Origin of the sequence: Saccharopolyspora antiqui (assembly GCF_052246905.1) — a bacterium.
Lineage (GTDB): Bacteria > Actinomycetota > Actinomycetes > Mycobacteriales > Pseudonocardiaceae > Saccharopolyspora.
Window position 1 is genome coordinate 135,770 of the sequence record NZ_JBQQBO010000009.1, and the last position, 20,503, is coordinate 156,272.

The 20,503-nt window shown below is 62.3% G+C and carries 23 protein-coding genes and 2 pseudogenes; 16 read left to right on the forward strand and 9 right to left on the reverse strand.

What is annotated here, in order from left to right; all coding sequences use genetic code 11:
• Positions 1-222: 222 nt before the first annotated feature.
• Together pdxR and ACTWQN_RS16905 are read right to left on the reverse strand one after the other, a co-directional pair.
• On the reverse strand, positions 223-1,671 hold the full coding sequence (gene pdxR, locus ACTWQN_RS16900; protein WP_443204437.1) for a MocR-like pyridoxine biosynthesis transcription factor PdxR: 1,449 nt from the start codon (positions 1,669-1,671) through the stop codon (positions 223-225).
• A gap of 210 nt (positions 1,672-1,881) precedes the next feature.
• Positions 1,882-2,379, reverse strand: coding sequence for a carboxymuconolactone decarboxylase family protein (locus ACTWQN_RS16905; RefSeq protein WP_443204438.1), 498 nt, complete (start codon positions 2,377-2,379; stop codon positions 1,882-1,884).
• A gap of 378 nt (positions 2,380-2,757) precedes the next feature.
• On the opposite strand from ACTWQN_RS16905, the gene ACTWQN_RS16910 reads away from it, so the two are divergent.
• The 3 genes from ACTWQN_RS16910 to ACTWQN_RS16920 are packed head-to-tail and all read left to right on the forward strand — an operon-like array spanning position 2,758 to position 6,186.
• Positions 2,758-3,504, forward strand: coding sequence for a succinate dehydrogenase cytochrome b subunit (locus tag ACTWQN_RS16910; protein WP_443204439.1), 747 nt, complete (start codon positions 2,758-2,760; stop codon positions 3,502-3,504).
• A 1-nt stretch (position 3,505) separates the two neighbouring features.
• A complete protein-coding gene (locus ACTWQN_RS16915; protein WP_443204440.1) occupies positions 3,506-5,434 on the forward strand; it encodes a fumarate reductase/succinate dehydrogenase flavoprotein subunit in 1,929 nt (642 codons plus the stop codon).
• Entirely contained in the window at positions 5,431-6,186 is a 756-nt protein-coding gene (locus tag ACTWQN_RS16920) for a succinate dehydrogenase/fumarate reductase iron-sulfur subunit (RefSeq protein WP_443204441.1), read from the forward strand. Before ACTWQN_RS16915 ends, ACTWQN_RS16920 begins: the two co-directional genes overlap by 4 nt.
• 27 nt (positions 6,187-6,213) lie before the next feature.
• On the opposite strand, the gene ACTWQN_RS16925 is transcribed toward ACTWQN_RS16920, so the two are convergent.
• Positions 6,214-6,675, reverse strand: coding sequence for a hypothetical protein (locus ACTWQN_RS16925; RefSeq protein WP_443204442.1), 462 nt, complete (start codon positions 6,673-6,675; stop codon positions 6,214-6,216).
• Between the two features lie 121 nt (positions 6,676-6,796).
• Complete coding sequence (locus tag ACTWQN_RS16930) at positions 6,797-7,150, reverse strand: hypothetical protein (RefSeq protein ID WP_443204443.1); 354 nt, start codon at positions 7,148-7,150, stop codon at positions 6,797-6,799.
• Between the two features lie 458 nt (positions 7,151-7,608).
• Here ACTWQN_RS16930 and ACTWQN_RS16935 point away from each other — a divergent pair, with 458 nt between their 5' ends.
• The 11 genes from ACTWQN_RS16935 to ACTWQN_RS16985 all read left to right on the forward strand — a co-directional run bounded on the left by ACTWQN_RS16935 (position 7,609) and on the right by ACTWQN_RS16985 (position 14,214).
• The gene (locus ACTWQN_RS16935) at positions 7,609-8,346 is read left to right on the forward strand and encodes an SDR family oxidoreductase (protein WP_443204444.1); all 738 of its coding nucleotides are present in this window, start codon (positions 7,609-7,611) and stop codon (positions 8,344-8,346) included.
• Entirely contained in the window at positions 8,343-9,266 is a 924-nt protein-coding gene (gene sigJ, locus ACTWQN_RS16940; RefSeq protein ID WP_443204445.1) for an RNA polymerase sigma factor SigJ, read from the forward strand. Before ACTWQN_RS16935 ends, sigJ begins: the two co-directional genes overlap by 4 nt.
• The gene (locus tag ACTWQN_RS16945) at positions 9,266-9,574 is read left to right on the forward strand and encodes a hypothetical protein (protein ID WP_443204446.1); all 309 of its coding nucleotides are present in this window, start codon (positions 9,266-9,268) and stop codon (positions 9,572-9,574) included. Before sigJ ends, ACTWQN_RS16945 begins: the two co-directional genes overlap by 1 nt.
• Before the next feature lie 63 nt (positions 9,575-9,637).
• The gene (locus ACTWQN_RS16950; RefSeq protein WP_443204447.1) at positions 9,638-9,880 is read left to right on the forward strand and encodes an HAD family hydrolase; all 243 of its coding nucleotides are present in this window, start codon (positions 9,638-9,640) and stop codon (positions 9,878-9,880) included.
• A gap of 269 nt (positions 9,881-10,149) precedes the next feature.
• Complete coding sequence (locus ACTWQN_RS16955; protein WP_443204448.1) at positions 10,150-10,629, forward strand: pyridoxamine 5'-phosphate oxidase family protein; 480 nt, start codon at positions 10,150-10,152, stop codon at positions 10,627-10,629.
• A 26-nt stretch (positions 10,630-10,655) separates the two neighbouring features.
• Entirely contained in the window at positions 10,656-11,387 is a 732-nt protein-coding gene (locus tag ACTWQN_RS16960; protein ID WP_443204449.1) for an alpha/beta hydrolase, read from the forward strand.
• Between the two features lie 105 nt (positions 11,388-11,492).
• On the forward strand, positions 11,493-11,939 hold the full coding sequence (locus ACTWQN_RS16965; RefSeq protein ID WP_443204450.1) for a GNAT family N-acetyltransferase: 447 nt from the start codon (positions 11,493-11,495) through the stop codon (positions 11,937-11,939).
• A 205-nt stretch (positions 11,940-12,144) separates the two neighbouring features.
• Entirely contained in the window at positions 12,145-12,741 is a 597-nt protein-coding gene (locus ACTWQN_RS16970; RefSeq protein WP_443204451.1) for a DUF5134 domain-containing protein, read from the forward strand.
• A 51-nt stretch (positions 12,742-12,792) separates the two neighbouring features.
• Entirely contained in the window at positions 12,793-13,344 is a 552-nt protein-coding gene (locus tag ACTWQN_RS16975) for an alcohol dehydrogenase catalytic domain-containing protein (RefSeq protein WP_443204452.1), read from the forward strand.
• Positions 13,332-13,598: a hypothetical protein gene (locus tag ACTWQN_RS16980; protein WP_443204453.1), complete on the forward strand. Its 267-nt coding sequence runs from the start codon at positions 13,332-13,334 to the stop codon at positions 13,596-13,598. Before ACTWQN_RS16975 ends, ACTWQN_RS16980 begins: the two co-directional genes overlap by 13 nt.
• Positions 13,591-14,214, forward strand: coding sequence for a 3'-5' exonuclease (locus tag ACTWQN_RS16985; RefSeq protein ID WP_443204454.1), 624 nt, complete (start codon positions 13,591-13,593; stop codon positions 14,212-14,214). The genes ACTWQN_RS16980 and ACTWQN_RS16985 overlap by 8 nt, the downstream gene beginning before the upstream one ends.
• On the opposite strand, the gene ACTWQN_RS16990 is transcribed toward ACTWQN_RS16985, so the two are convergent.
• Positions 14,198-14,653 carry a hypothetical protein gene (locus ACTWQN_RS16990; RefSeq protein ID WP_443204455.1) on the reverse strand — a complete coding sequence of 152 codons (456 nt, stop codon included), beginning with the start codon at positions 14,651-14,653 and terminating at the stop codon, positions 14,198-14,200. The genes ACTWQN_RS16985 and ACTWQN_RS16990 overlap by 17 nt on opposite strands.
• Before the next feature lie 362 nt (positions 14,654-15,015).
• Between ACTWQN_RS16990 and ACTWQN_RS16995 the strand changes: the two genes are divergently transcribed.
• Entirely contained in the window at positions 15,016-15,210 is a 195-nt protein-coding gene (locus ACTWQN_RS16995) for a hypothetical protein (RefSeq protein WP_443204456.1), read from the forward strand.
• Positions 15,211-15,279: 69 nt separating this feature from the next.
• Here ACTWQN_RS16995 and ACTWQN_RS17000 read toward each other — a convergent pair whose 3' ends face one another.
• Positions 15,280-16,977: an AIPR family protein gene (locus ACTWQN_RS17000; RefSeq protein WP_443204457.1), complete on the reverse strand. Its 1,698-nt coding sequence runs from the start codon at positions 16,975-16,977 to the stop codon at positions 15,280-15,282.
• 371 nt (positions 16,978-17,348) lie between these two features.
• On the opposite strand from ACTWQN_RS17000, the pseudogene ACTWQN_RS17005 reads away from it, so the two are divergent.
• Positions 17,349-17,510 (forward strand): annotated as a pseudogene (locus ACTWQN_RS17005) (nitrile hydratase subunit alpha); the annotation flags it as partial.
• Positions 17,511-18,121: 611 nt separating this feature from the next.
• Here ACTWQN_RS17005 and ACTWQN_RS17010 read toward each other — a convergent pair.
• From ACTWQN_RS17010 to ACTWQN_RS17020, 3 genes and pseudogenes are all read right to left on the reverse strand, one after another.
• Positions 18,122-18,772, reverse strand: coding sequence for a hypothetical protein (locus ACTWQN_RS17010; RefSeq protein ID WP_443204458.1), 651 nt, complete (start codon positions 18,770-18,772; stop codon positions 18,122-18,124).
• Positions 18,773-18,823: 51 nt separating this feature from the next.
• Positions 18,824-19,750 carry a hypothetical protein gene (locus tag ACTWQN_RS17015; protein ID WP_443204459.1) on the reverse strand — a complete coding sequence of 309 codons (927 nt, stop codon included), beginning with the start codon at positions 19,748-19,750 and terminating at the stop codon, positions 18,824-18,826.
• A gap of 205 nt (positions 19,751-19,955) precedes the next feature.
• Positions 19,956-20,231 (reverse strand): annotated as a pseudogene (locus ACTWQN_RS17020) (transposase); the annotation flags it as partial.
• Positions 20,232-20,503: the final 272 nt, after the last annotated feature.

Sequence of the window (20,503 nt, forward strand, 5' to 3'; positions counted from 1 at the left end):
GTTGGTGATCTTCAAGGGACACATCGAGGGCCGGGGATGGTCATCGTTTGCTGGGCGTTGCTGTCTGGGTTCGTGATCCAAGATTCGGAGTGACTGACGTATTGCCCGTCGGTGTGGCGCGAGACCCTTGTCTTTCGGCGTGCGTTGCGTGGTCGACCGCATCTGTACCGCATAGGGGTTTGGTGAACCGGGTCGTTGACGGGTCTACTGTCCTGCGAGCCATTACAACGAGCGCAGGACTCCGCAGAGTGCGTCGAGCGCTCCGGTCCAAGCGCTGTTCGAGGGTGTCGCGTAGCCGATCACGAGTGCGTCTCGTCCCTTTGCGACCGATGGGTGGCGAAATCTGCTGATTCCCTGGATGGCGAGGCGGTGCCAAGCTGCTGAACGCAGGACGGCCTGCTCGGTGTCGGTGGGCAGTTCGAGAACGGCGTGCAACCCAGCCGCGATCCCGGTGACCCGGATATGCGGAGCATGGGTGGCCAAGGCATCGACTAGCTGATCCCTCCTGCGCCGGTAGGCGAGTCGCCTCGCGCGCACGTGCCGGTCGTAGGCTCCGGAGTTGAGGAATTCGGTCAGTACGAGTTGGTTGAGGGCGCTGGATATGAAATCGGCCTCGCCTTTGGTTCTTTCGACCTCGCCCACGAGGTGTTCGGGCAGCACCATCCAACCCAGGCGCAGTCCGGGGGCCAGCGCTTTGCTGGTCGTACCCAGGTAGATGACTCTCTCCGGATCCAGACTCTGCAGCGCACCGACGGGCGGGCGGTCGTAGCGGAATTCGCCGTCGTAGTCATCCTCGATGACCGTACCGTCGACCGTGCGTGCCCAGTCGATGACGGCCGCTCGCCGATCAGGGTGCAGTGCGACACCGGTTGGGAACTGATGGGCGGTGGTCAGCAGCACGGCGCCGGTCTCGGGGAGTTGACGGAGCGTGTCGGTCTTGGCTCCGTAGCCGTCGAGTTCGACGGCGGGTGTCCGGAGTCCTGCCTTGGCCAGGATGTTGCGGTGGATGTCCAGGGCGTAGGACTCCACGGCGGCCGACCGCACTTGCCGTGCCTGGAGCGCGGCTCCCAGCAGCGTGAGCCCGTGCATCGCGCCTGAACAGATCACGATGCGACTCGGATCGGTGCGGACACCGCGGGTGCGCGCGAGGTAGTTCGCCAATGCGGTTCTCAGCTCGATGCTGCCCCGAGGATTGCTGTATCCGAACGCTTGATCCGGGGCTGAAGCCAATGCGCGCCGCGTCGCGCGTAGCCACTCGGCGCGCGGAAAGGACGAAACGTCGGGCAGTCCGGGCCGCAGGTCGTGCAACGGCCCGGCCGAGCGTGGGCGGGCGTGAGTTGCGGGTGCGGCGGGCCGACGAGCCACGCGCGTCCCCGCGCCCTGTCGCGCAGTGAGCAAACCTTCGGCAACCAACTCCGTGTAGGCGCTGACGACTGTGTTGCGCGCTAGCCCGAGGTCTGCGGCGAGCGTGCGTGACGACGGCAGAGAAGCGCCGGGCGGGAGGCGACCGGTACGCACCGTCTCGCGCAATGCCTCGATCAGGCTGGCGCGAACGCCCAAACCATCCCGTTCGAGATCGAGGTGCAGGTCCGTGCCCAGTGCTTTACCAAGGTGCTCCCGAGCTGAAGTGGTGCTCGATGCCGTCCTTCCACGGCCTCCTCGGCCAGCCACTCGGCGAAGGCTTGCCCCTGCCACGCCTGTCCCTCCCGCCACTGCTCGCCGCATTTCCCCACACTCGGTCTTTCGAGTTCGCGGGTGCCGCCTGTCATCGCTAGGACGACGCAGCCGGGCAGAACGTGACAGTTGCGAGCGCGCGGTGGCGTGCGTCGGAAATGCCCGGAGCTCGACCGAAGTGAGCACCGGGCGGTTTGACGCGCGAGGTCAGTGGGCGGTGGTGCCTGGTGTGTAGTGGCCGGGGACGCCCCGAGCTGTGACGCCGAACCGGTTCCAGGCGTTGATCGTGGTGATGGCCGCGATCAGATACGCCAACTCCGCCTCGTCGAAGTGCTTGGCGGCGTGGTCGTAGACCTCATCCGGTACGAAACCATCGGTGAGGACCGTGATCGCGTCGGTGAGCTCGATCGCGGCGATCTCCTTGGGCGAGTAGAAGTGCTGGGACTCCTCCCAGGCGGATAGCTGGATGATCCGTGCTACGGATTCTCCGGCGGCGAGCGCGTCTTTGGTGTGCATGTCCAGGCAGAAGGCGCAGTGGTTGAGCTGCGAGGCCCTGATCTTCACCAGTTCCAGAACGGTCGGGTCGACGCCCTTGCACACCACCGTGTCCAACTTGACCATCGCCTTGTATACCTCGGGTGCGAGGCCAGCGATGTTCAGTCGCGGCTGATGCTCCGGGGCCCTTTCCGCATCGTTTGATCCCATGTGGACACGCTAAGTCCGTGCTGAGGGCGTTGCGTGGTCCAGTCGCTGTGCGAGAACGTGCACCAGTTCATCTCGGCAGGCCGTGGAATGCAGTAGGGGCACCAATCCTCGTGACACCTGTCACCACACGTGAGTACGTGGACCAGTGGGGTGCAAACGCCGATCGTGGGCCACTTGCGGGATATTTTCGTGGGCCAGTTCTGATGACCTTCAGGAATGCGGGACACCTCGTGTGAGCAGCCGCACTTGCCGTTGCGGGGGTGCTGACCCCCGGTTTAAACCTGCTGAGAGCAACCCTGCGGAAATCCTGACGATATGGGTCCACGTTCGTCGGGGGCCGGGTTGTGTCCATCTGCGACAGTGATCGGAATCAATGTCATGAGCATCACGCGAGATCGGCCGGGCGGTGCTGTCACCGCCGGTTCCAGTCCCGGAATTCCGCGCAGGACTTCGTCGTCGCGGATTTTCTGGGATTCCAGCATAGGTAAGAAGATCGTGATGGCCGCGTCCGGCTTCGCGATGCTGGCATACCTCGTGGCGCACATGGTCGGCAACCTCAAGATCTTCTTCGGCCCCGAGGATTTCAACGGGTACGCCGCGTGGCTGCGGACGATCGGGCAGCCGGTGCTGCACCACGGGTGGTTCCTGTGGATCATGCGGTGTGCCCTTTTCATCGCGCTCATCGCTCACCTGACCGCTGCGGTCCAGCTTTCCAAACGGGATCTTCGCGCCCGGCCTGCTCGGTACCGCCACAGACAGCGGTTGCGGGCGTCGTATGCCACCCGGACGATGCGTTGGGGCGGTGTGATCGTCGGCATGTACCTCGTTTGGCACATCCTCGACCTGACGGTCGGCGTGGCGAATCGGGACTTCCGGGAAGGCGATCCGTACCACAACGTCGTCGCGGACTTCCAGGTGTGGTGGGTCGATGTCATCTACATCGTCGCCGTGCTCATGGTCGGGTTGCACATCAACCACGGGTTTCACAGTGCGCTGCGAACGATCGGTGTCGCGACGGCCGCACGGGAGCGGGTGTTGGCCTTCGCGGGTTCGGCTCTTGCGTTCGTTTTGACGGCCGGGTTCTTGAGCATTCCGATCTCGGTGATGACCGGATGGGTGGGTTGACGTGGTTGATTATCTGGTGGGGGAGCCCATCGCCGATGCGACGGCGCCGGACGGTCCGATCGAGAGCCGGTGGGAGGCCAGGAAGTTCTCGGCGAAGTTGGTGAACCCGGCCAACCGGCGCAAGCATCGCATCATCGTGGTGGGCACCGGGCTGGCTGGGGCGTCGGCGGGAGCGACACTGGCTGAGCAGGGCTACTCGGTCGTGCAGTTCTGCTTCCAGGATTCGCCGCGGCGGGCGCATTCGGTGGCCGCGCAAGGAGGGATCAACGCGGCGAAGAACTACCGCAACGACGGTGACTCGGTGCGTCGGCTGTTCTACGACACGGTGAAAGGCGGCGACTTCCGATCACGGGAGTCCAATGTGTACCGCCTGGCGCAGGTGTCGGGGCAGATCATCGATCAGGCTGTCGCCCAAGGGGTGCCGTTCGCTCGTGAGTACGGCGGACTCCTCGACACCCGATCCTTCGGTGGCGTGCAGGTGCAGCGCACCTTCTACGCTCGGGGGCAGACCGGCCAGCAGTTGCTCCTCGGTGCCTACCAGGCGCTGTCGCGGCAGATCGACACCGGTAACGTCGAGTTGCACGCGCGAACCGAGATGCTCGACCTGGTCGTGGTGGCGGGACGCGCCCGCGGGATCGTGGCCCGTGACCTGGTCACCGGCGAGGTCACCACGCACCTGGCCGATGCCGTTGTGCTGGCCACGGGTGGGTACGGCAATGTCTTCTACCTGTCCACCAATGCGATGGGATCCAATGCCACGGCGATCTGGCGTGCCCACAAGCGCGGCGCCTATTTCGCCAATCCGTGCTTCACCCAGATCCATCCGACGTGCATCCCGCGTTCCGGAGAGCACCAGTCGAAGCTCACATTGATGAGCGAGTCGTTGCGCAACGACGGACGGATCTGGGTGCCCAGGACCAAGAACGATCCTCGGCCCGCGGCCGAGATTCCGGAAGGCGAGCGCGATTACTACCTGGAGCGGATGTATCCCAGTTTCGGCAACCTCGTCCCGCGCGACATCGCCTCGCGGGCCGCGAAGAACGTGTGCGACGCCGGATACGGCGTGGGGCCGGGTGGGCTGGGTGTGTACCTGGATTTCACCGACGCCATCAAGCGCATCGGCCGTCCAGTCGTGACTGCCAAGTACGGCAACCTGTTCGAGATGTACGAGCGCATCACCGCGGAGAACCCGTACGACGTCCCGATGCGCATCTATCCTGCGATCCACTACACGATGGGTGGGCTGTGGGTCGATTACGACCTGCAGAGCACGATCCCCGGGCTGTTCGTGATCGGCGAGGCCAACTTCTCGGATCACGGCGCGAACCGACTTGGCGCCTCGGCTCTCATGCAGGGCCTTGCTGACGGCTACTTCGTGTTGCCGACGACGCTCAACGATTACCTCGGCCGCACCGACCTCGCCGACATCGACCCCAGCACGCCAGCGGTCGGACGAGTGGAGACCGAGGTGCGAGACCGGCTGGCCCGGCTGCTGGCAGTGGATGGGACCCGAACCGCGGATTCGTTCCACCGCGAGCTGGGGCAACTGATGTGGGACCACTGCGGTATGTCCCGCACCGAGTCCGGTCTTCGCAAGACCCTGGAGCGCGTACCGGAACTGCGTGCGGAGTTCTGGCGTTCGGTACGGGTGCCCGGCAGCGGCTACGAGCTCAACCAGGAGCTGGAGAAGGCAGGACGGGTCGCGGACTTCTTGGAACTGGCGGAGCTGATGCTGGTTGACGCGCTGGTGCGCGAGGAGTCCTGCGGCGGGCACTTCCGCGAGGAGTACCAGACCCCCGACGGCGAGGCCCGCCGCGACGACGAGCGCTTCGCCCACGTGGCTGCCTGGGAATACGGAGCGGCCCCTGTGCTGCACACCGAACCCCTGAACTTCGAGTACGTCCACCCCACCCAGCGGAGTTACACATGAAGCTCACCGTGCGAGTCTGGCGGCAGCCAGGCCCGGCTTCCGAAGGTCGTCTTGTCGCTTACACCGTCGAGGGACTCAGCCCCGACATGTCGTTCCTGGAGCTGCTCGACGTGCTCAACGAGGACCTCGTCGAGCGCGGCGAGCAGCCGGTGGCCTTCGACCACGATTGCCGGGAAGGCATCTGCGGGGCCTGCGGAGTGGTGATCAACGGACGTGCCCACGGCCCGGAGCAGACCACCACTTGCCAACTCCACCTGCGCGCCTTCGCCGATGGCGATGTGATCGACGTCGAACCCTGGCGTGCCCGGGGTTTCCCGGTCATCAGGGACCTCGTGGTGGACCGCTCCGCCTTCGACCGCATCATCCAGGCCGGTGGCTACATCACCGCGCCCACCGGCGCCGCTCCCGAAGCGCACGCCACCCCGGTGGAGAAGCCGACCGCGGACACCGCTTTCGACAACGCCACCTGCATCGGTTGCGGCGCGTGCGTGGCCGCCTGCCCCAACGGTTCGGCGATGTTGTTCACCTCGGCCAAGGTCGCCCACCTCAACTCGCTGCCACAGGGACAGCCCGAACGCGCCCAACGCGTGCTCGACATGGTGGACACGATGGACGCCGAAGGCTTCGGCGGTTGCACCAACACCGGTGAATGCGTGGCTTCCTGTCCGAAGGGCATCCCGTTGACCAGCATCGTGAATCTCAACAGGGAGTTTCTCCACGCCACATCACACCAGCGCGGGCGAGGACGCTGACCACACCCGCACGGCCTCGGGGTGTCATCAGGAGTTGTCCGCGTGTGGTCGCCTTGGTGTGGGCACGATCAAGGCTGCCGAGACGATGATCAGCAGTCCGAGCGTCAGCACGTTGAGCACCTGGTCGCGCGGCGTGTACATGTGCAGCATCGTCATGTGGTAGACGAAGTGCAGGACGTTGAATACCAGCCACGTCCCGCCCGCGATGCGCACGAGCAGCACGTCGGTGGCGCGCCAGAGAGCCAGTAGGCTGAGCACGGCCAGTGCCAGGAACATCGCGCCAGTGTCCTTCGCCAAGTGTTCGTTGTACGGACCGAGCTGGGGCAACCAGCTCAGCCCGAAGCCGGGAAAGGCGTCGTACCAGAAGCGAGGTGCGAAGTACGCCCAGAACCCGGTGCCAGCGGCAACGGCGACCAAGATCGCCAAACATGCGCGGTCGATCGTGGCCTTGATGGTCAGGGGGCGGTCTGCTTGCACGTTGTGGGACATGATCAGGAGTTCTCCCGGTTTCTTGTGGCGAGGCCGGTCCTACCGCGACTGTTGGGCCTCGGGTGTGCGGTGTTCCCGCGAGTGGGGACGAGCAGCAGCGCTGCGAACACCACGACCAGACTTAACGACAGGACGCCGAGGAGTCGGTCACTCGGTGAGAACATGTGCAGGTGCTGGAGTGGTAGATGAGGTGGAGGACATTGAAGGTCAGCCACACTGCCCCGGTGAGATGCACCATCGACTGCCGTGCCATCCAGAGGAGCGTGGCCAGGGTCAAGGTGACCAGCGCGAGGTACATCGCATTGACGTCCTTGACGAAGTGCTCGTTGTACGGGCCAAACGGTGGCAGCCAGTTGAGGCCGAAGCCGGGGAAGCGTGCGTACCAGGATGTCGGAGCGAAATACCCCCACAGTCTTGTGTAGATGCCGTAGAGGATCAGAAGTATCAGGCATATTCGGCGAACGACGTGCGTCATACTTCTACGACGAGACTAACGCGTCGTTTGTGACATGGCCGCAGTCACACCTTCGAGCGATTCTCCGTCAGGTCACGCCGACGCACTCTGCGGCTTCGCGAACTGTCAGTGCGGACACGGCTCCGGTCATCTCGCTGTCTGTAGATTCTTCGTACGATCGCAGACAGGTCGGCGCTCTGCAAAGCTTGGGTTTGGACGTGCGGTCTGTCCCGGAACCGTATGCAAGTTCCTGGTGTCCGGCCTTCGGTTGGGGTGGCTGGTGATTCCAAGTCGCTCCTTGCCGACCTAGACCTGGTCAAAGGTGACCACAACCGCACCTGCAGCACCAGCAGGCACGGCATGCGGGGCCGCGTCCGCAACAGTATGCCTGGACATGGCGCCGACCGTCTGATGTCGCAACACTGGAGGCGCGCGTCGTCGCTATGACGCCGCGTAGTCCCAGGGAAAGGGGAACTCGGATGGAGATCGCGGTCGCCTTGGACACCGGATTGATAGGACGCACCGGAGTGATGGAGCTGCGCGCCGCCGAACACGATCCAGTGGCCCTGGCTCGTTCACCGGAAGCCGACCTGATCACTGGTGCGGGCTTATCTGAGGAGCTGTCCGGTTGCCGCACGGTGATCGACATCAGGAATGTGGTCACTACGAAGAATGCCTCGGTCGTTTTCTTCCTCCACGCGACCAAAAACTTGCTTGCGGCCGCGCAGCGCGCCAGGCTCGATCACCTGATCGCGCTGTCTGTCGTGGGTAGCAACACCGCCGGTTTCGGCTACTACTTTGGAAAGTGCTCTCAGAAGAAATTGGTTGTCGTCGGCTGTGTGCCGTGGACGATCCTGCGCGCCACGCAAATGTTTGATTTCCCCGAGCAACTGATCGCAAACCACTCGTCCATCGCCATGGCGGCCTGGATGCTCTTGCAGCCGGTCGTGGTCGCAGCCCTGAGCCACCACGTCGGCCAGGGGGCCGCCGGTTACGCGCCAGACTTGGCCGGGCCGGCGCAACTGCAGATGGTCGACGTGGCCCGCCGCGTGATCACAGCGGGTGGCCAGCGGCGGCTTGTGCTGCGGGCCGCCCTTCCCAATCTGGGCGGCAAGGACATGTGCGGCGTCGCTTTGCTGCCTCGGGACGACTACGCCCGGGGACACGAGACCTTCGAGCAGCACCTGGTCGGTGCGCGGACAACTGCGGGGCGATGATGACCCGCGAAGATGAACTCGCCGCCGTCTACACCCGATGCCGGGCACGCCTCACGCGCATCGCCTATGCGCTCGTGGGCACTCAGGCCGAAGCCGAGGACGTGGTCTCCGACTGCTGGCTGCGCCTGGTCAAAGCTGATCAGAAGGAACACGTCCACGACGTGGAGGCGTGGGCGACCGTCACCGTCGCCCACGCCGCTCTCGACGTGTTGCGCTCGGCGCGCGTTCGCCGCGAGGAATACGTCGGGCCGTGGCTTCCTGAACCACTGATCGGCAAGCAACCGCCCAACCAGGATCCGGCTGAACAGACCGCCTTCCACGAAACCGTCAGTTTTGCCGTGATGGTCGTGCTGGAGACGCTGACCCCGGCCGAACGCACGTCATGGGCTTTGCGCGAGCTCTTCGGCCTGCCCTACGACGAGATCGCCGACGTCGTCGGCCGCACCCCAGCTGCGGTCCGCCAACTCGCAGCCCGCGCCCGCGCACACATCGCCGTCGGCGCACCCCGCGTGCATGTCGAAACCGGACAGCACCAAGAAGCCGTTGCCGCCTTCACCCGCGCAGCCACCGCGGGCGACCTCGACGGCTTGCTGAAGATCCTCGACCCCTCGGTGAAGGTCACCGCCGACGGCGGCGGTAAGGTGACCGCAGCCCGCCACCCGGTGCGCGGGGCCGAGCGCGTGTCCCGCTACCTCGTTGGCATTGCCCAACGGATCAAGCCGCACGAACGGCTGGTTCCGGTCACCGTTAACGGCGGTCCAGGATTCATCCTCGTCGATGACGACCACACCGTGCTCGTCTGCGCACTCACTATCCAGAACAGACTAATCACGAGAGCAGATTTCGTTCTCACCCCAGACAAACTTCCGAAGCTGGTCGACACCCCAAGCAGGACGGCGCGGAAACTTAACGATGGTTAGTGAAGCGAGGAGGATGGGAGCTGGGGCGGGCGTCTTGCCTTGACTTCTTCGTCTCCCTCGCGTTCCTGCCGGTATCCACCGCGGCGGTGGATACCGTTCACCACGAATTGCCGGCGCTGATCTTCGACGTCGGAGGTGTGGTCGTCGACTGCCATCGGGTGTACCTGTTCGACCGGCTGATCAGCGACCCGAACCGGCGGCGGTTCTTCCTCGACGAGGTGTGCCCCGGCTGGTGTAACGAGGAGATCGACGGCGGGAAGCCGATGTCGCTCGCGGTCGAGGAACGCGTTCGCGAGTATCCGGCGTAAGAAAGCTACATCCGCGCCTTCCACGAACAGTGGCACGAGATGCTCAGGGGCGTCGTCCCGGGAATGGGCGAGCTGATCGGTGAGCTGCGCGCTTCCGGGACCGCGCTCTACGCGATCACCAACTGGTCGGCCGAGACGTATCCGATCGCACGGTCCACCTGTCCCGTCCTGGCGGCGTTCGACGGCAGGGTGGTGGTGTCGGGTGAAGTGGGTTTGCTCAAGCCGGATCCGCGTATCTACGAAACGGCGCTCGAGGCATCGGTCTTTTTGTCGCTGCCCGGAGGTGGCGTTGACCACAGACACTAACCACGCGTCCGCGGAGCGGGATCGGCAATTCTTGTGGGCAGAACACGGCCAGGCAGGCGAACTGGTCCAGTGCGCTCGCCGGGAAGTGGACTATGTGGCTTCGCTTGACCCTGGCTAGCGTGGCGTGAGGCAGCCGACGAACTTGGCCGCCCAGGAGCTTGTCGGCTCCGGGCGCATCGGCCGGGTTCTGCCCAGAAGATTCTGACTTCCGCTGCGCGGGCACGTGGTTAGTGTCGTGCAGGTCCGGAAAACGTGAAGAGGTGTGTACCGTGCCCACGATCAGCCAAGAAATGACTGACGTCGTCGAAGACGCGAAACTGATGTTCGTCGCCACCGTCCGTCCTGACGGGACTCCCAACCTCTCGCCGAAAGGCTCGTTGCGGGTGTTGGACTCCGAGCATCTGATCTTCATGGACATCGCCTCGCCGCAGACCGTGGAGAACCTGCGGCACCAGCCCGCGATCGAGGTCAACGTCGTGGACTTTATTGCTCGCAAGGGTTTCCGCTTCCGGGGGACGGCCGAGATCCTCGATGCGGGGCATCCGGATTTCGAGTGGATCCGCTCGTGGCTGCGGTCGATGCACGGTGACAGCCAGCCGTGCAACCACGCCATCAAGATCACGGTCAGCGAGGCGGTTGAGCTCTTGTCGCCCGCGTACACGATCGATCACGTTCCGGAGCCGGATGTCCGCAAGGGCTGGCTGCGTAAATACGGCCTCGCTGAAGCGACCTCCGAAACCGGTGTCTAGCAGCCCGTCCCGCTGAAGGAGCTGAAATGCCCCTATTCGTTCTCGTGCACGGTTCGTGGCACGACGGGTCGCTGTGGGCGGATGTGGCCGAGCACCTGGAGAAGCTTGGGCACGAAGTGCACAGTCCGACCATCGCTGGCCACGGCGCCGGGGTTTCCCGGGAGGTGACTCACGACGATTGCACGGCCTCGATCACGGACTACGTTGACAGCCACAACCTCACCGACTTCGTGCTGGTAGGACACAGCTTCGGCGGGAGCGTGATCGCCCGTGTCGCCGAACGCCTGCCGGACCGGGTGCGGCGGCTGGTCTTCTTGAACGCCTTCGTCCCTGCGAACGGGACGAGTGTGCTGGACAACGCGCCCCCTGCGTACCAGGAGCTGTTCCCGCTCCTGGCCGAACATTCGGGTGACAACACGGTGATGCTGCCGTTCGAGGTCTGGCGGGACGCGTTCATCGGGGACGCCGATCTGGAACGGGCGCAGGAGACCTACGGCATGCTCACCCCGGAGCCGCTGGGCCCGACGGTCGAGAAGCTCGATCTCTCGGAGTTCTACACGCTGACCGGCATTCCCCGCAGTTACGTCCTGTGTGACGAAGATTCAGCCCTTCCCCCGGGCGACCCCGAGCACGGCTATCTGGCCAACGCCCGCCGACTGGGTGTGTTCCGCCTGGTGACGCTAGAGGGTTCACACGAGGTGATGTTCACCAACCCGGCTCTCCTCGCGAGCAAACTCGAGCTCGCGGCTAGGGACTGAGCCGATCGCCGACTCGCCGCTGCGTTCGCGCCGGGCCACGCCCGCGGACGCGGCGACGCCCCACCCGGGCGCCGGGTGGGCTGGAGAGCAAGGGAGCTATGGCTCATGCGCGGAGCCGATCTGGACATCCGGGAACTCGAGCCGGACGACGATCCGAAGCTGGCGGCGGACTTGTTGCCGCTGCTGCGTCGGCTCCGGCCCGGGTTGACCGACGAGCTGTTCGGGGAGTTGCTGACGGATGGGTACCGCCAGGGCCTGCGTTACCTGGTCGCCTGTACGTCGGCCGGGCAGCCACTGGCCGCGGCCGGCTACCGCATACTGGTCACCAGCCGAGGGCGCATCTTGTTCGTCGACGACTTGGTCACCGACGAGGGCGCGCGGTCGCAGGGAGTCGGCGCTCGCTTGGTGGGTGAGCTGGAGGCCCTGGCCCGTCGAGGTGGGTGCGTCCGCTTGGAACTCGACTCCGGCGTCTCCAACGCGGCCGCGCACCGCTTCTACTTCCGCCACCGGCTGGACATCACAGCATTCCACTTCGCCGGGGCGGTCGGCTGATGGCCGGCCACCGGAGCGGGCCGGCGGCTGTTCGACGGGAACCTCATGAGTGGAAACCCCAGCCGTGCCACCTCCCCGCCCTTGAGATGTCGGCCAGTCCCCGGGAAATTCCGAGAGCGCGGCCGGACGATGAACCGCACCAGGACCGTCCACGGTGGAGTGAACTGATGATGGAGAACGCCAGGTGCCGGCGAGAGGTGCTTGCATGATCACGACGGCCGGTCTTCGCTGGATCGTGACGGCGTTGTTCATGCTCACCGGCGCGTTCTGGGCGTACCGCAGCGTCAAGCACGGGACTTTCCCGGACCGCGCCGGCGACGTCCTGCACGTCGTGATGTGCGTGGCGATGGTGGCGATGGCGTGGCCTGCGACGATGAGCATCGCTCGTCTGCCGCAAACGGTCTTCTTCGGGCTCGCAGCCGTGTGGTTCCTGGTCGTGTCGCTTGTCGGTGAGGCGCACGACTACCGCGGAGGGCGCGGAACAGCGCTCCACCACGTGGTGGTGATGGCGGCCATGGCGTGGATGGTGTTCGTGATGCCCCGAGCCATGGGCGGCATGAGCACACACGTCGGCATGACCGGCATGCCGGGGATGCCGATGCCCGGCGACGGAGCGGTTCCGGCCGACGTGACTGTCGTGGCCCTCGTGCTGATGGTTCTGTTCGTGGTGGCGGGCCTGGTGTTCCTGGCGCGGGCGATCGACGGCGCGAGGACGTCCGGCCCGGTGCTGCGAACCCTGAGCAGCGGAGCCGATGGACTGATGGCGCTCGGCATGGGACTGATGCTAGTCGCTATGGCCTGAACCCGGTGCCGGGTTGGAATAGGCGCTCCGCGCTCTTGAAGAGGAGAAAACGTGCGTGCGGCTTATGTCGAACGGCTCGGCGGCGTGGATGAGATCCGCGTCGGTGAGCTGCCCGAACCGGTAGCGGGACCCGGTGACGTCCTGGTCGACGTCGTCGCGACTTCGGCGAATCCGGTCGACACCTTCGTCCGCTCCGGACTTTACGTGACACCCGTCCCGCTGCCGTTGGCTCTTGGCCGCGATGTCGTCGGCCGCGTGGCTTCGGACGCCGTCGGGTTCCGGGCCGGCGAGTGGGTTTGGTGCAACAGCCTGGGCCACGACGGGCGGCAGGGCGCAGCCGCCGAGCGTGCCGCGGTCCTGCCGATCGGGCAATTGGTCGAGGTGCAGCGGCAAGGTCACACCGAACCCTACGAGGACACCGCACGCCGCAAGATCGTCCCAGAGACGTTGGAACAACGGGTTCTCACCGCGTTCCGTGACGGCGACGGCGGCGCTGCGTTCCGGAAGACCTCCTGCGCCGTTGCCTACGGCTGGGTGTCGCCGACTACAACGGTCACTACGGCATTAGGGAGCTCTGCGACATCTGCCCCGTGCAGCAGCTGAACCTGTGCGCGTCCGCGCGCACGATTCCCACGGACGAGACCATCCGAGCGACTGCGCTGCACCTCCCGAACACGGAAGACTTCGAGATCGTAGAGATCATCGAACGCGCCGCTGTGCTGCGAGGGTTGGACGAACAGCCGCGCTACTACCTGCAGCATGCGCTCGGGTTCCAAATCCACGATCAACGACACCCACACAAGCCGCAGCTGCACAGGCGGGCCGACATCGGATGGAAAGACCGGACGAATGAGTGATACTGCACTGTGGACGGACACGTGGTTCGTTGTCCTCGACGTCGAGGGCAACGGTAAGCGTCCGCCAGACCTCGTCGAGGTGGGCATTGTGCCGATTGAGGCGCGCACCGTGGGCGAACCGGTGTCGTGGCTAGTTCGCCCCGAGAGCACGATCACCTGGTATGCCCGCAAGGTGCACCGGATTTCCGACGAAGACGTGGCCGACAAGCCCGCGTTCAACGAAGTCGCCGCCGAGGTCCGCACATCCCTGGGCAATGCGGTTCCGATCGGGCACAACGTCACGGTCGACCTCGGCGTGATGGCACGCAAGCTCCCGGACTGGCAGCCGCCCGTTGCTCTGGACACGTTGCGCATGGCCCGGAAGGCATGGCCCTTCTTGCCGACGCACAAGCTCGGCGCACTCATCGCACACCACAACCTCGGCCACGACCTGCCAGACGGCCTACAACCGCACCGAGTCGACTGGGACGTCCTGGTAACTGCACGGCTGTTTTCCCTGCTGGTCACCGAACTCCGCGTGACCACCTGGGGCGACCTCCGGGCGGCAGGCGGTATCGAGCTCGCTCCCGCTGTCCAGCCCAAGGATCCCGAGCACGAGTTCACCCTCTTCGACTGACCGCGCCGCAGAAAGGGCACATGATGGAGGAACGCGGCCTGTTCGTGTCCCTCGACGGGCCCAGTGATGTAGGTGACGCCTCACCCCCGCATGCGGAGGCGTGAAAGCCCGCGACCATCGCGTCCAGGGCGCCCATCGTGTAGACCACGAGCACGCCGTGATCTGGTGCTGCGGCCAGCAACACGCGGTCGCCTGTCCGCAGGCCGCACCACCGCCGGGCGGTGACCGGAAGCGGAATATGGCTTCGTCGGGCGAGGGTGAACATCCCACCGGCGTCCGGCTGCACCGCGATCGCGGTGTTCGAGATCAGGCCGAACTGAAGCCGTTCACCCGGACTCCAGCCGAGGGCATTCACCACGGACTGTTCCGCGATCCGTCCCCGCTCGTCGAGCGCGGCGATTCGGTAGAGCATGGTCGTCTCGCCCGGCAGCGCCGCCAAACGTGTGATCGACATCGCCCTGCGCGGGTCCTTCAGCGACTGCGGGGCCCGGGACATTGATCGAGGAACGACCGCGGGCACGAACGTCTCAACCACGGCCACCACCCCTGACCGTGCGGGACTGGCCACAAAGCACGACGAGACGGTGGGCGCAGCGCGCCGCACCGTCTCGTCGACTGGAAAACCACTTGTATTCGAGTGGGAGGGATCCCACCCACTGGTGTCCGAGGGGGGACTTGAACACTATCCACCCGCCTCGTGCTGCCGGAGCTCAACTAAACGGGGCGGGGCAGCCTGGTTTCTCCTCTGTAGTACGGAATCAGAAGAGGTGGTGGGCGATCGGCGGGACGATCGTCACCTTGGTGGTAGTACCGCTGATGATCGCGTTGGTGAGTGCGCAGTACGGCGCGCAGGTGACCTCCAACCAGGCCCCGGAACAGGAAATCCTCGCGCAGGAATCCGTCAAGCGGCACGAGGACGCTCAGCTGGAGACCATCCCTCCAGTGGTGGCGCACGCCGAGGAGCTGTGGGACGTCAACGGCGACGAGTGGAACTAGAAGCTGCTACGTGTTCTGGGCTATTTGATCGGTATGTTCAGTGACAAAGGAACAAGCCAAAACTTGAAATTAATTGGATGATTGCATCCTTTCTCGAACACATGAAGCTAGAACTTTGCATTTTCCTATATTCTTAAATAGGCTCGTTGGGTAACTGGACGGATAGTTCTTCTCGACTTGAGCGATGAGTTCGAATAGCACCATTTCTGCGAGATTTGGCACTCTTTCTAGTTCGCTTTCCCAGGGAAACTCTGGATCATCGACGCGATGCAAATCAATATCGCGAAACACTATGTGCAAGATCAATCTGTTTCCTTGGCGTGCAATTGCCTGGGGGCGTCCCTCTAAAGACTGTTGTCGCTGAAGCGACTCCAGCTTCGCGTCCACGGCCCGCATAGTCTCAACGCAGCGCCAGACCCTATAAGGACCGACACTGGGATTAAATATACTCTTGTAATAAGAGTGTCTATTTTCCCAAAGGCTACCGACTTTGCTTTTTGCAAGGACGGCATACTGTGGATCTCTGTTAGCACATGCAAGCGCAACGGTAGCATCGACTACAGTGCATCCATCCTCTGGTGTCGGGACAGATTCGCCTCTCTTAATTGAGTAATTCTTATTCAAAGACAGCAAGAGTTCTGTTCGGAGTCGACCCTGTTCGTCGTCTAATGCGACAAAATCCCGACTCTCAACGGAATTTTGTGTATTCGTTGCCCGCGTCACCTCTGAACCGAAATTCGCTGGGCATCCTTCGAGTGAAATGAACCGAACCCAAACTTGTGCATCTTCGATTGGTCTACCAAGAATCTTAGAGGCTCTGTGAATGCTAGCCACTGTCTGAGCCCCATTTACAACACTAACTCCAGACAGAAAAAAATCACCAAAAGTCCGAGAAGACGCACGACGTGCCGTCTTCTTTACGGAGTGACACAAAGCGGTTACCCCATTATTGAAATACCAGAAATGTTCTGGTGACTCCTGCAATGTTTCTACCAGAGACTCGTTTACGGGTGTTCCACCTAGGGATTTTCTTATGTTTTGAGAGAAGAGTCTGTCGCCATGTCGTTCATACCATTCTGCCACACTAGCTGCGCTAGCTATACCGTAGTACGCCTCGTAAGGCTCCCCGGTTGTTCCCCAATTTTCAAGTGTTACTGTCAAGTCTATCCTTGAGCCATCAAGCCCTTCTACTATGAGTGAGTGAAATTCGCTGATTCCGAGGATCTCCAGGGAAACAATTTGCTGAGCCTCGTTCATCTCGCTAAGGACGTCATTGAAGGCGTTGCTGACTGGAGGCGATAGTTCGGATGTTCCTGTTGTAGCCACAATAAGCGTGAAACGAATCTCGGGATCGTCGAGAGCTGCGGTGATTCGGTCCTCAAAAGCGCGAAGCTTCGGACCGAAACGGTCATATTTAAGATCTAGAAGGTCCTTAAATCCTCCGATGAAGTTTCTGGAATCGCCTAGGCCGATACCTTTCTTTCCGGCTCCATCCCATTTTGACTGAACAACTATTATTCGATGTCCGGGTTCGTCGATCCAGATCGCGTCTATACCATTGTCTCCACTTTCGTCGACCACAGTCTTAGCTGCATCTATTGGATGAAGTCCTGTGAAGCGTTGTACGGCAAGGGCTGCCAATGCTCTGGTTAAAAATGCCTTTTCTCGGAGTGAGTCACTCGCTCTTTTGTAATCTTCCAGCTGGATACGTTCCGCAAAGTTAGTATTAAGAGCCTCTCTGATGTGTCGAACCCACAGCTTGTTCACTGTCACCTCGCTTCAAACTTGATCCGTTTAGTCTATCGGCTTAAATCAGGCTTTGGATGAGTCACATTAGGTGATCTTCTCTTGGTGCGTTTCACGCACCAGATCGGGTTCTCCTCGGGTTCGGTTGGCGTCGGGGTTGCCTGCTGTCAAGCCGCCTTCGCGGTGGTGTGGATGGTCTTAAACTCGACCGGGGTGAGTCTGTTGAGGCTTTCTGGTGTCGTCTCCTTGGATCGAGCCCGTCTACCACGGTGCAGTTCCATGCCCGCGACTTGTGTCATGCGCGTGACTTGTGGGGTGACGGTTCGCACTCCGACCTGCGGGAGTCTTACCTACCGGTCCTGCCGCGTGGTCCGTGAGCCCGCACCGTCCTCGCCGAGCTCGGACTGCGACTCGACAACTATGTGAAGATCACCGTGTGGGATTCCAGCGCGGAGACATGGTGCTATCATGCCGCCGACCGCGTCGGCATGAGCAAGGCGAACCTCGCCACGCTGGTCACCAGAGAGCGCCTAATCGGCACCGCAGCCGTGTAACTGCCCGCTGTGACTCACAGCCCGGTGAGCCGTGGTTCTTGTGGGGGTTGAGGTCGATCTGGAAATCGACGCCAATCCAGCCTGACCAGCGGCAATATGCCACGTCTCCCCATGGGGTAATTCTGTGTCCGAGGGGGACTTGCACGCTAACTACACGTCTCCTGCTTCCCGAAAAGGATTGAGGCAGAGGGCTTTTACTGTCCAGCCTGTCCCGCTGGATGTCCACCTGGGACGCCTGGGCGGGACAGGCGGGTTTGCCTAGTGAGCTGCGAAAAGTCGACTGATGCACCGGTCGGGACAGGCTCTGTCGGATGTCCCTGCGTGTATCGGAATAGCGCTCGTGGCACATGTAGCGCGTGCTCGGTTTTGGGACACGGTCACCTGTCCCGCTACAACTATGCGGAGAACTTCAATGCCCTTCGGCGTGTCGTGCTGATCTCCTGCTGCACGGTCCTGGAGCCACCGGTGGTACGCCGCCAGAGCCTTGGCCAGCCCGTGCGCGGCCATCAGCCTGAAACTGAGATCGGCAGCCTCCTTCAGGTGGGCGCACCCGGTGAGCTGATCCACGAACGTCGTGAGGTCGGCGCGCCCAATGGTTTCCGACGTCGAAACTAAATACAATTCGCGTTCTTTAGTGTTTCAATCAGCAAGCCCCTACTGTGAGAAGTCTGCGTTGAAAGGCGCCTACGAACGTAAGAGTCGATTGCGCTGTGTAACCTGTCCCGGCCGGGTAGACACTGTTGCAGCAGGTCGTACGCACCGGAAAGCGCTTTCTCCATATCTGTAATTGGTATACGAGTGTGGATTTCCCAAGCTGGCACCCCCTTCATCGCGCCTCGCCATCCCCTGTTGCTGTTCGTAAGCTGCCGTTTTCCAGCCATTTCCAATGCGCGCAGGGCGGCGAACTCTAGGGCTGCTATCTCCAATTCGGTCATATCAAACGAATTTTTATGCGACACGTCGGTGACGATTTCTGAATTGACTTGGATAACTGCGGGATCACTGCCCACGACTTGCTTGCAATTGCCATGGTCAACGTGCTCGTCGATCTTATCGAATTGCGCGGGGCTGTAAACTATGCCGAGATATCCTTCGTGTTCGTCAGCCCGAATGAGCTGGGAGTTTTGCCTGTCTTCAGGGTTTCCGATAACCATCGGAAACCCATCAACATTGAATGCGATCACAGGCTTGAAGGTCAACTTGCTTGCGGAGTCGCAAGCGTTCTCGTAAATTGCAACGATTCCGGGTTGCGCGGCAAACATTCGATATCCTAACTGGACGCCGTCAATGGACTCTTCGGGCAGTAGCTTCAGTTATGGGGTTTCTGCGATAACCGATCCCGGCCCGCACGCATCCTCGTACTCCATCATCCACTGCTCCAGCGGCCCATCATCCAAGCCAAAATAACTGCAAACAGCCTGGCCTATCCTGTACACTAGAGAACAGGCAAGTGCAAGATCATTCCGCCATTCTTGAGAGTTGATACGGTAACCGTACTCGATCCGATCGCCTACTTTCGTAGTGTCCACAATCTCGGAAAGGGCGGCAGGGTTGGGATGCGAAACAAACGACAGGATATCGTAGATACCACCAACTTTCCCCTCAATCCCAATCCAGCGAGCAAGCAATTTCCATTGCTTCCTCAGGGAAGGGTAGGATTCGCCGACAATGACCCACTGAGGAGGGCGTTCCATATCGCTCCAGCTTAGGTCAACTCCGGGAAATCTCCGAAGTAGCTCTTTCTCAGTGCTTTCGATAGGACCATCGAGCAATTTTTGTTGCGGCCGAGACGCATTTCGGGACTTTGTCATATGTTTATAGCGGCGTAGGCTAGACAGCCGTGCCATCCAAAAGCGAGCGACACGGCTTTCCGTGGACGCGCTTGGGTCTAAAAGCCACCCAGCGTGTGAGACGTGCTCAACGACGCCCCTGACTAGAGGCCTATGGGCAACAACCAGAACCTGATCGGCTATCAACGCGTTCAAGCCTCGAATGTATTGCGCTGCTGCATCGACAGCTTGCACTGCGTCGATTCCTACATTCGTGGCCTCACGGTTTCCCCAATGCGGGTATTTTGTGAAGATTTCGTGATCGTGCTGCCGCGCTGGCGATGTCTCAATAGAGTAACGGCCCAGGTCATGCTGAACGAGTTTCCAAGCAACGTAGATGCCGTTAAGAAGATCGCCCCAAAGCCTGGCATGAGCACCATTGTCGGCTTCAAAAGACTCAGTGTCTGGCACAGGTGGCATGAAGTGGTTTCTACCATGCCTGACGTCTACGCAACCAGCTTATTAACGTGCAGATGACGCCAGGCGTTGGGACGCGGCTACCTCTCCCCGCTGGTCAGTTGGGTCAGCGCTTGGGCACGTGTGGGTCTAGAAGTCGGAGTAGCGCTTCCTGCCTTGTGCGGCACCGCCCACCGTAGATCCGGGTCAGCATTGGCCCCAGTGTTTTCGTTCGGTTTCCGTTGCGAATGTTCGACGACTCTCGTTCAGGGTCGGCCTGGTTCTTGGCATGGCCGAGGTGCCCGGTCATCTCCTCGTTCAAGGCCGTTTCCAGCACATTCTTGGTGAACAGCTTCAACAGCCCATCAGGACCGGTCAACTCCAGACCCTGCTGTCGGGCCTGGGCCACCATCGCCGCCGCAGCGGCCTGCTCAGGCGAGACCTGCCGCCCCGCCCCGTTCTCACTCTTGCGTGAACTCAAAGCGTCCGATGTCATCACTCACAGTGCCCATCCCGCCGGACCTCTGCCCGGCGTGTCGGGCCGGAAACACCGTTCGCTGCACAGTCCCCCGCTTGGGACGGGTCCTCTTACGTGTCCCACCTGTGTCCGAATAGCCTCGTGTGGCGCACAAGTGGCACTCAGCGAAGGCGCGGCCTGGGTGGCTTTGGCCTGCGTGAAGGCTGCCGCTGTGACAGCGGTGCTGTTGGCTTGGGGTCGCAATCGCCCGATCGAAGTGAGCCAACCAGTGATAACTATTCCACCCCAGG

What these genes read in the sequence shown, in the direction of transcription:
- ACTWQN_RS16905 (WP_443204438.1), bottom strand. Translation starts at nt 2,379, where the DNA reads ATGGGATCAAACGATGCGGAAAGGGCCCCGGAGCATCAGCCGCGACTG.
- ACTWQN_RS16910 (WP_443204439.1), top strand. Translation starts at nt 2,758, where the DNA reads ATGAGCATCACGCGAGATCGGCCGGGCGGTGCTGTCACCGCCGGTTCC.
- ACTWQN_RS16920 (WP_443204441.1), top strand. Translation starts at nt 5,431, where the DNA reads ATGAAGCTCACCGTGCGAGTCTGGCGGCAGCCAGGCCCGGCTTCCGAA.
- ACTWQN_RS16925 (WP_443204442.1), bottom strand. Translation starts at nt 6,675, where the DNA reads ATGTCCCACAACGTGCAAGCAGACCGCCCCCTGACCATCAAGGCCACG.
- ACTWQN_RS16930 (WP_443204443.1), bottom strand. Translation starts at nt 7,150, where the DNA reads ATGACGCACGTCGTTCGCCGAATATGCCTGATACTTCTGATCCTCTAC.
- ACTWQN_RS16935 (WP_443204444.1), top strand. Translation starts at nt 7,609, where the DNA reads ATGGAGATCGCGGTCGCCTTGGACACCGGATTGATAGGACGCACCGGA.
- sigJ (WP_443204445.1), top strand. Translation starts at nt 8,343, where the DNA reads ATGATGACCCGCGAAGATGAACTCGCCGCCGTCTACACCCGATGCCGG.
- ACTWQN_RS16950 (WP_443204447.1), top strand. Translation starts at nt 9,638, where the DNA reads ATGGGCGAGCTGATCGGTGAGCTGCGCGCTTCCGGGACCGCGCTCTAC.
- ACTWQN_RS16960 (WP_443204449.1), top strand. Translation starts at nt 10,656, where the DNA reads ATGCCCCTATTCGTTCTCGTGCACGGTTCGTGGCACGACGGGTCGCTG.
- ACTWQN_RS16965 (WP_443204450.1), top strand. Translation starts at nt 11,493, where the DNA reads ATGCGCGGAGCCGATCTGGACATCCGGGAACTCGAGCCGGACGACGAT.
- ACTWQN_RS16970 (WP_443204451.1), top strand. Translation starts at nt 12,145, where the DNA reads ATGATCACGACGGCCGGTCTTCGCTGGATCGTGACGGCGTTGTTCATG.
- ACTWQN_RS16985 (WP_443204454.1), top strand. Translation starts at nt 13,591, where the DNA reads ATGAGTGATACTGCACTGTGGACGGACACGTGGTTCGTTGTCCTCGAC.
- ACTWQN_RS17010 (WP_443204458.1), bottom strand. Translation starts at nt 18,772, where the DNA reads ATGTTTGCCGCGCAACCCGGAATCGTTGCAATTTACGAGAACGCTTGC.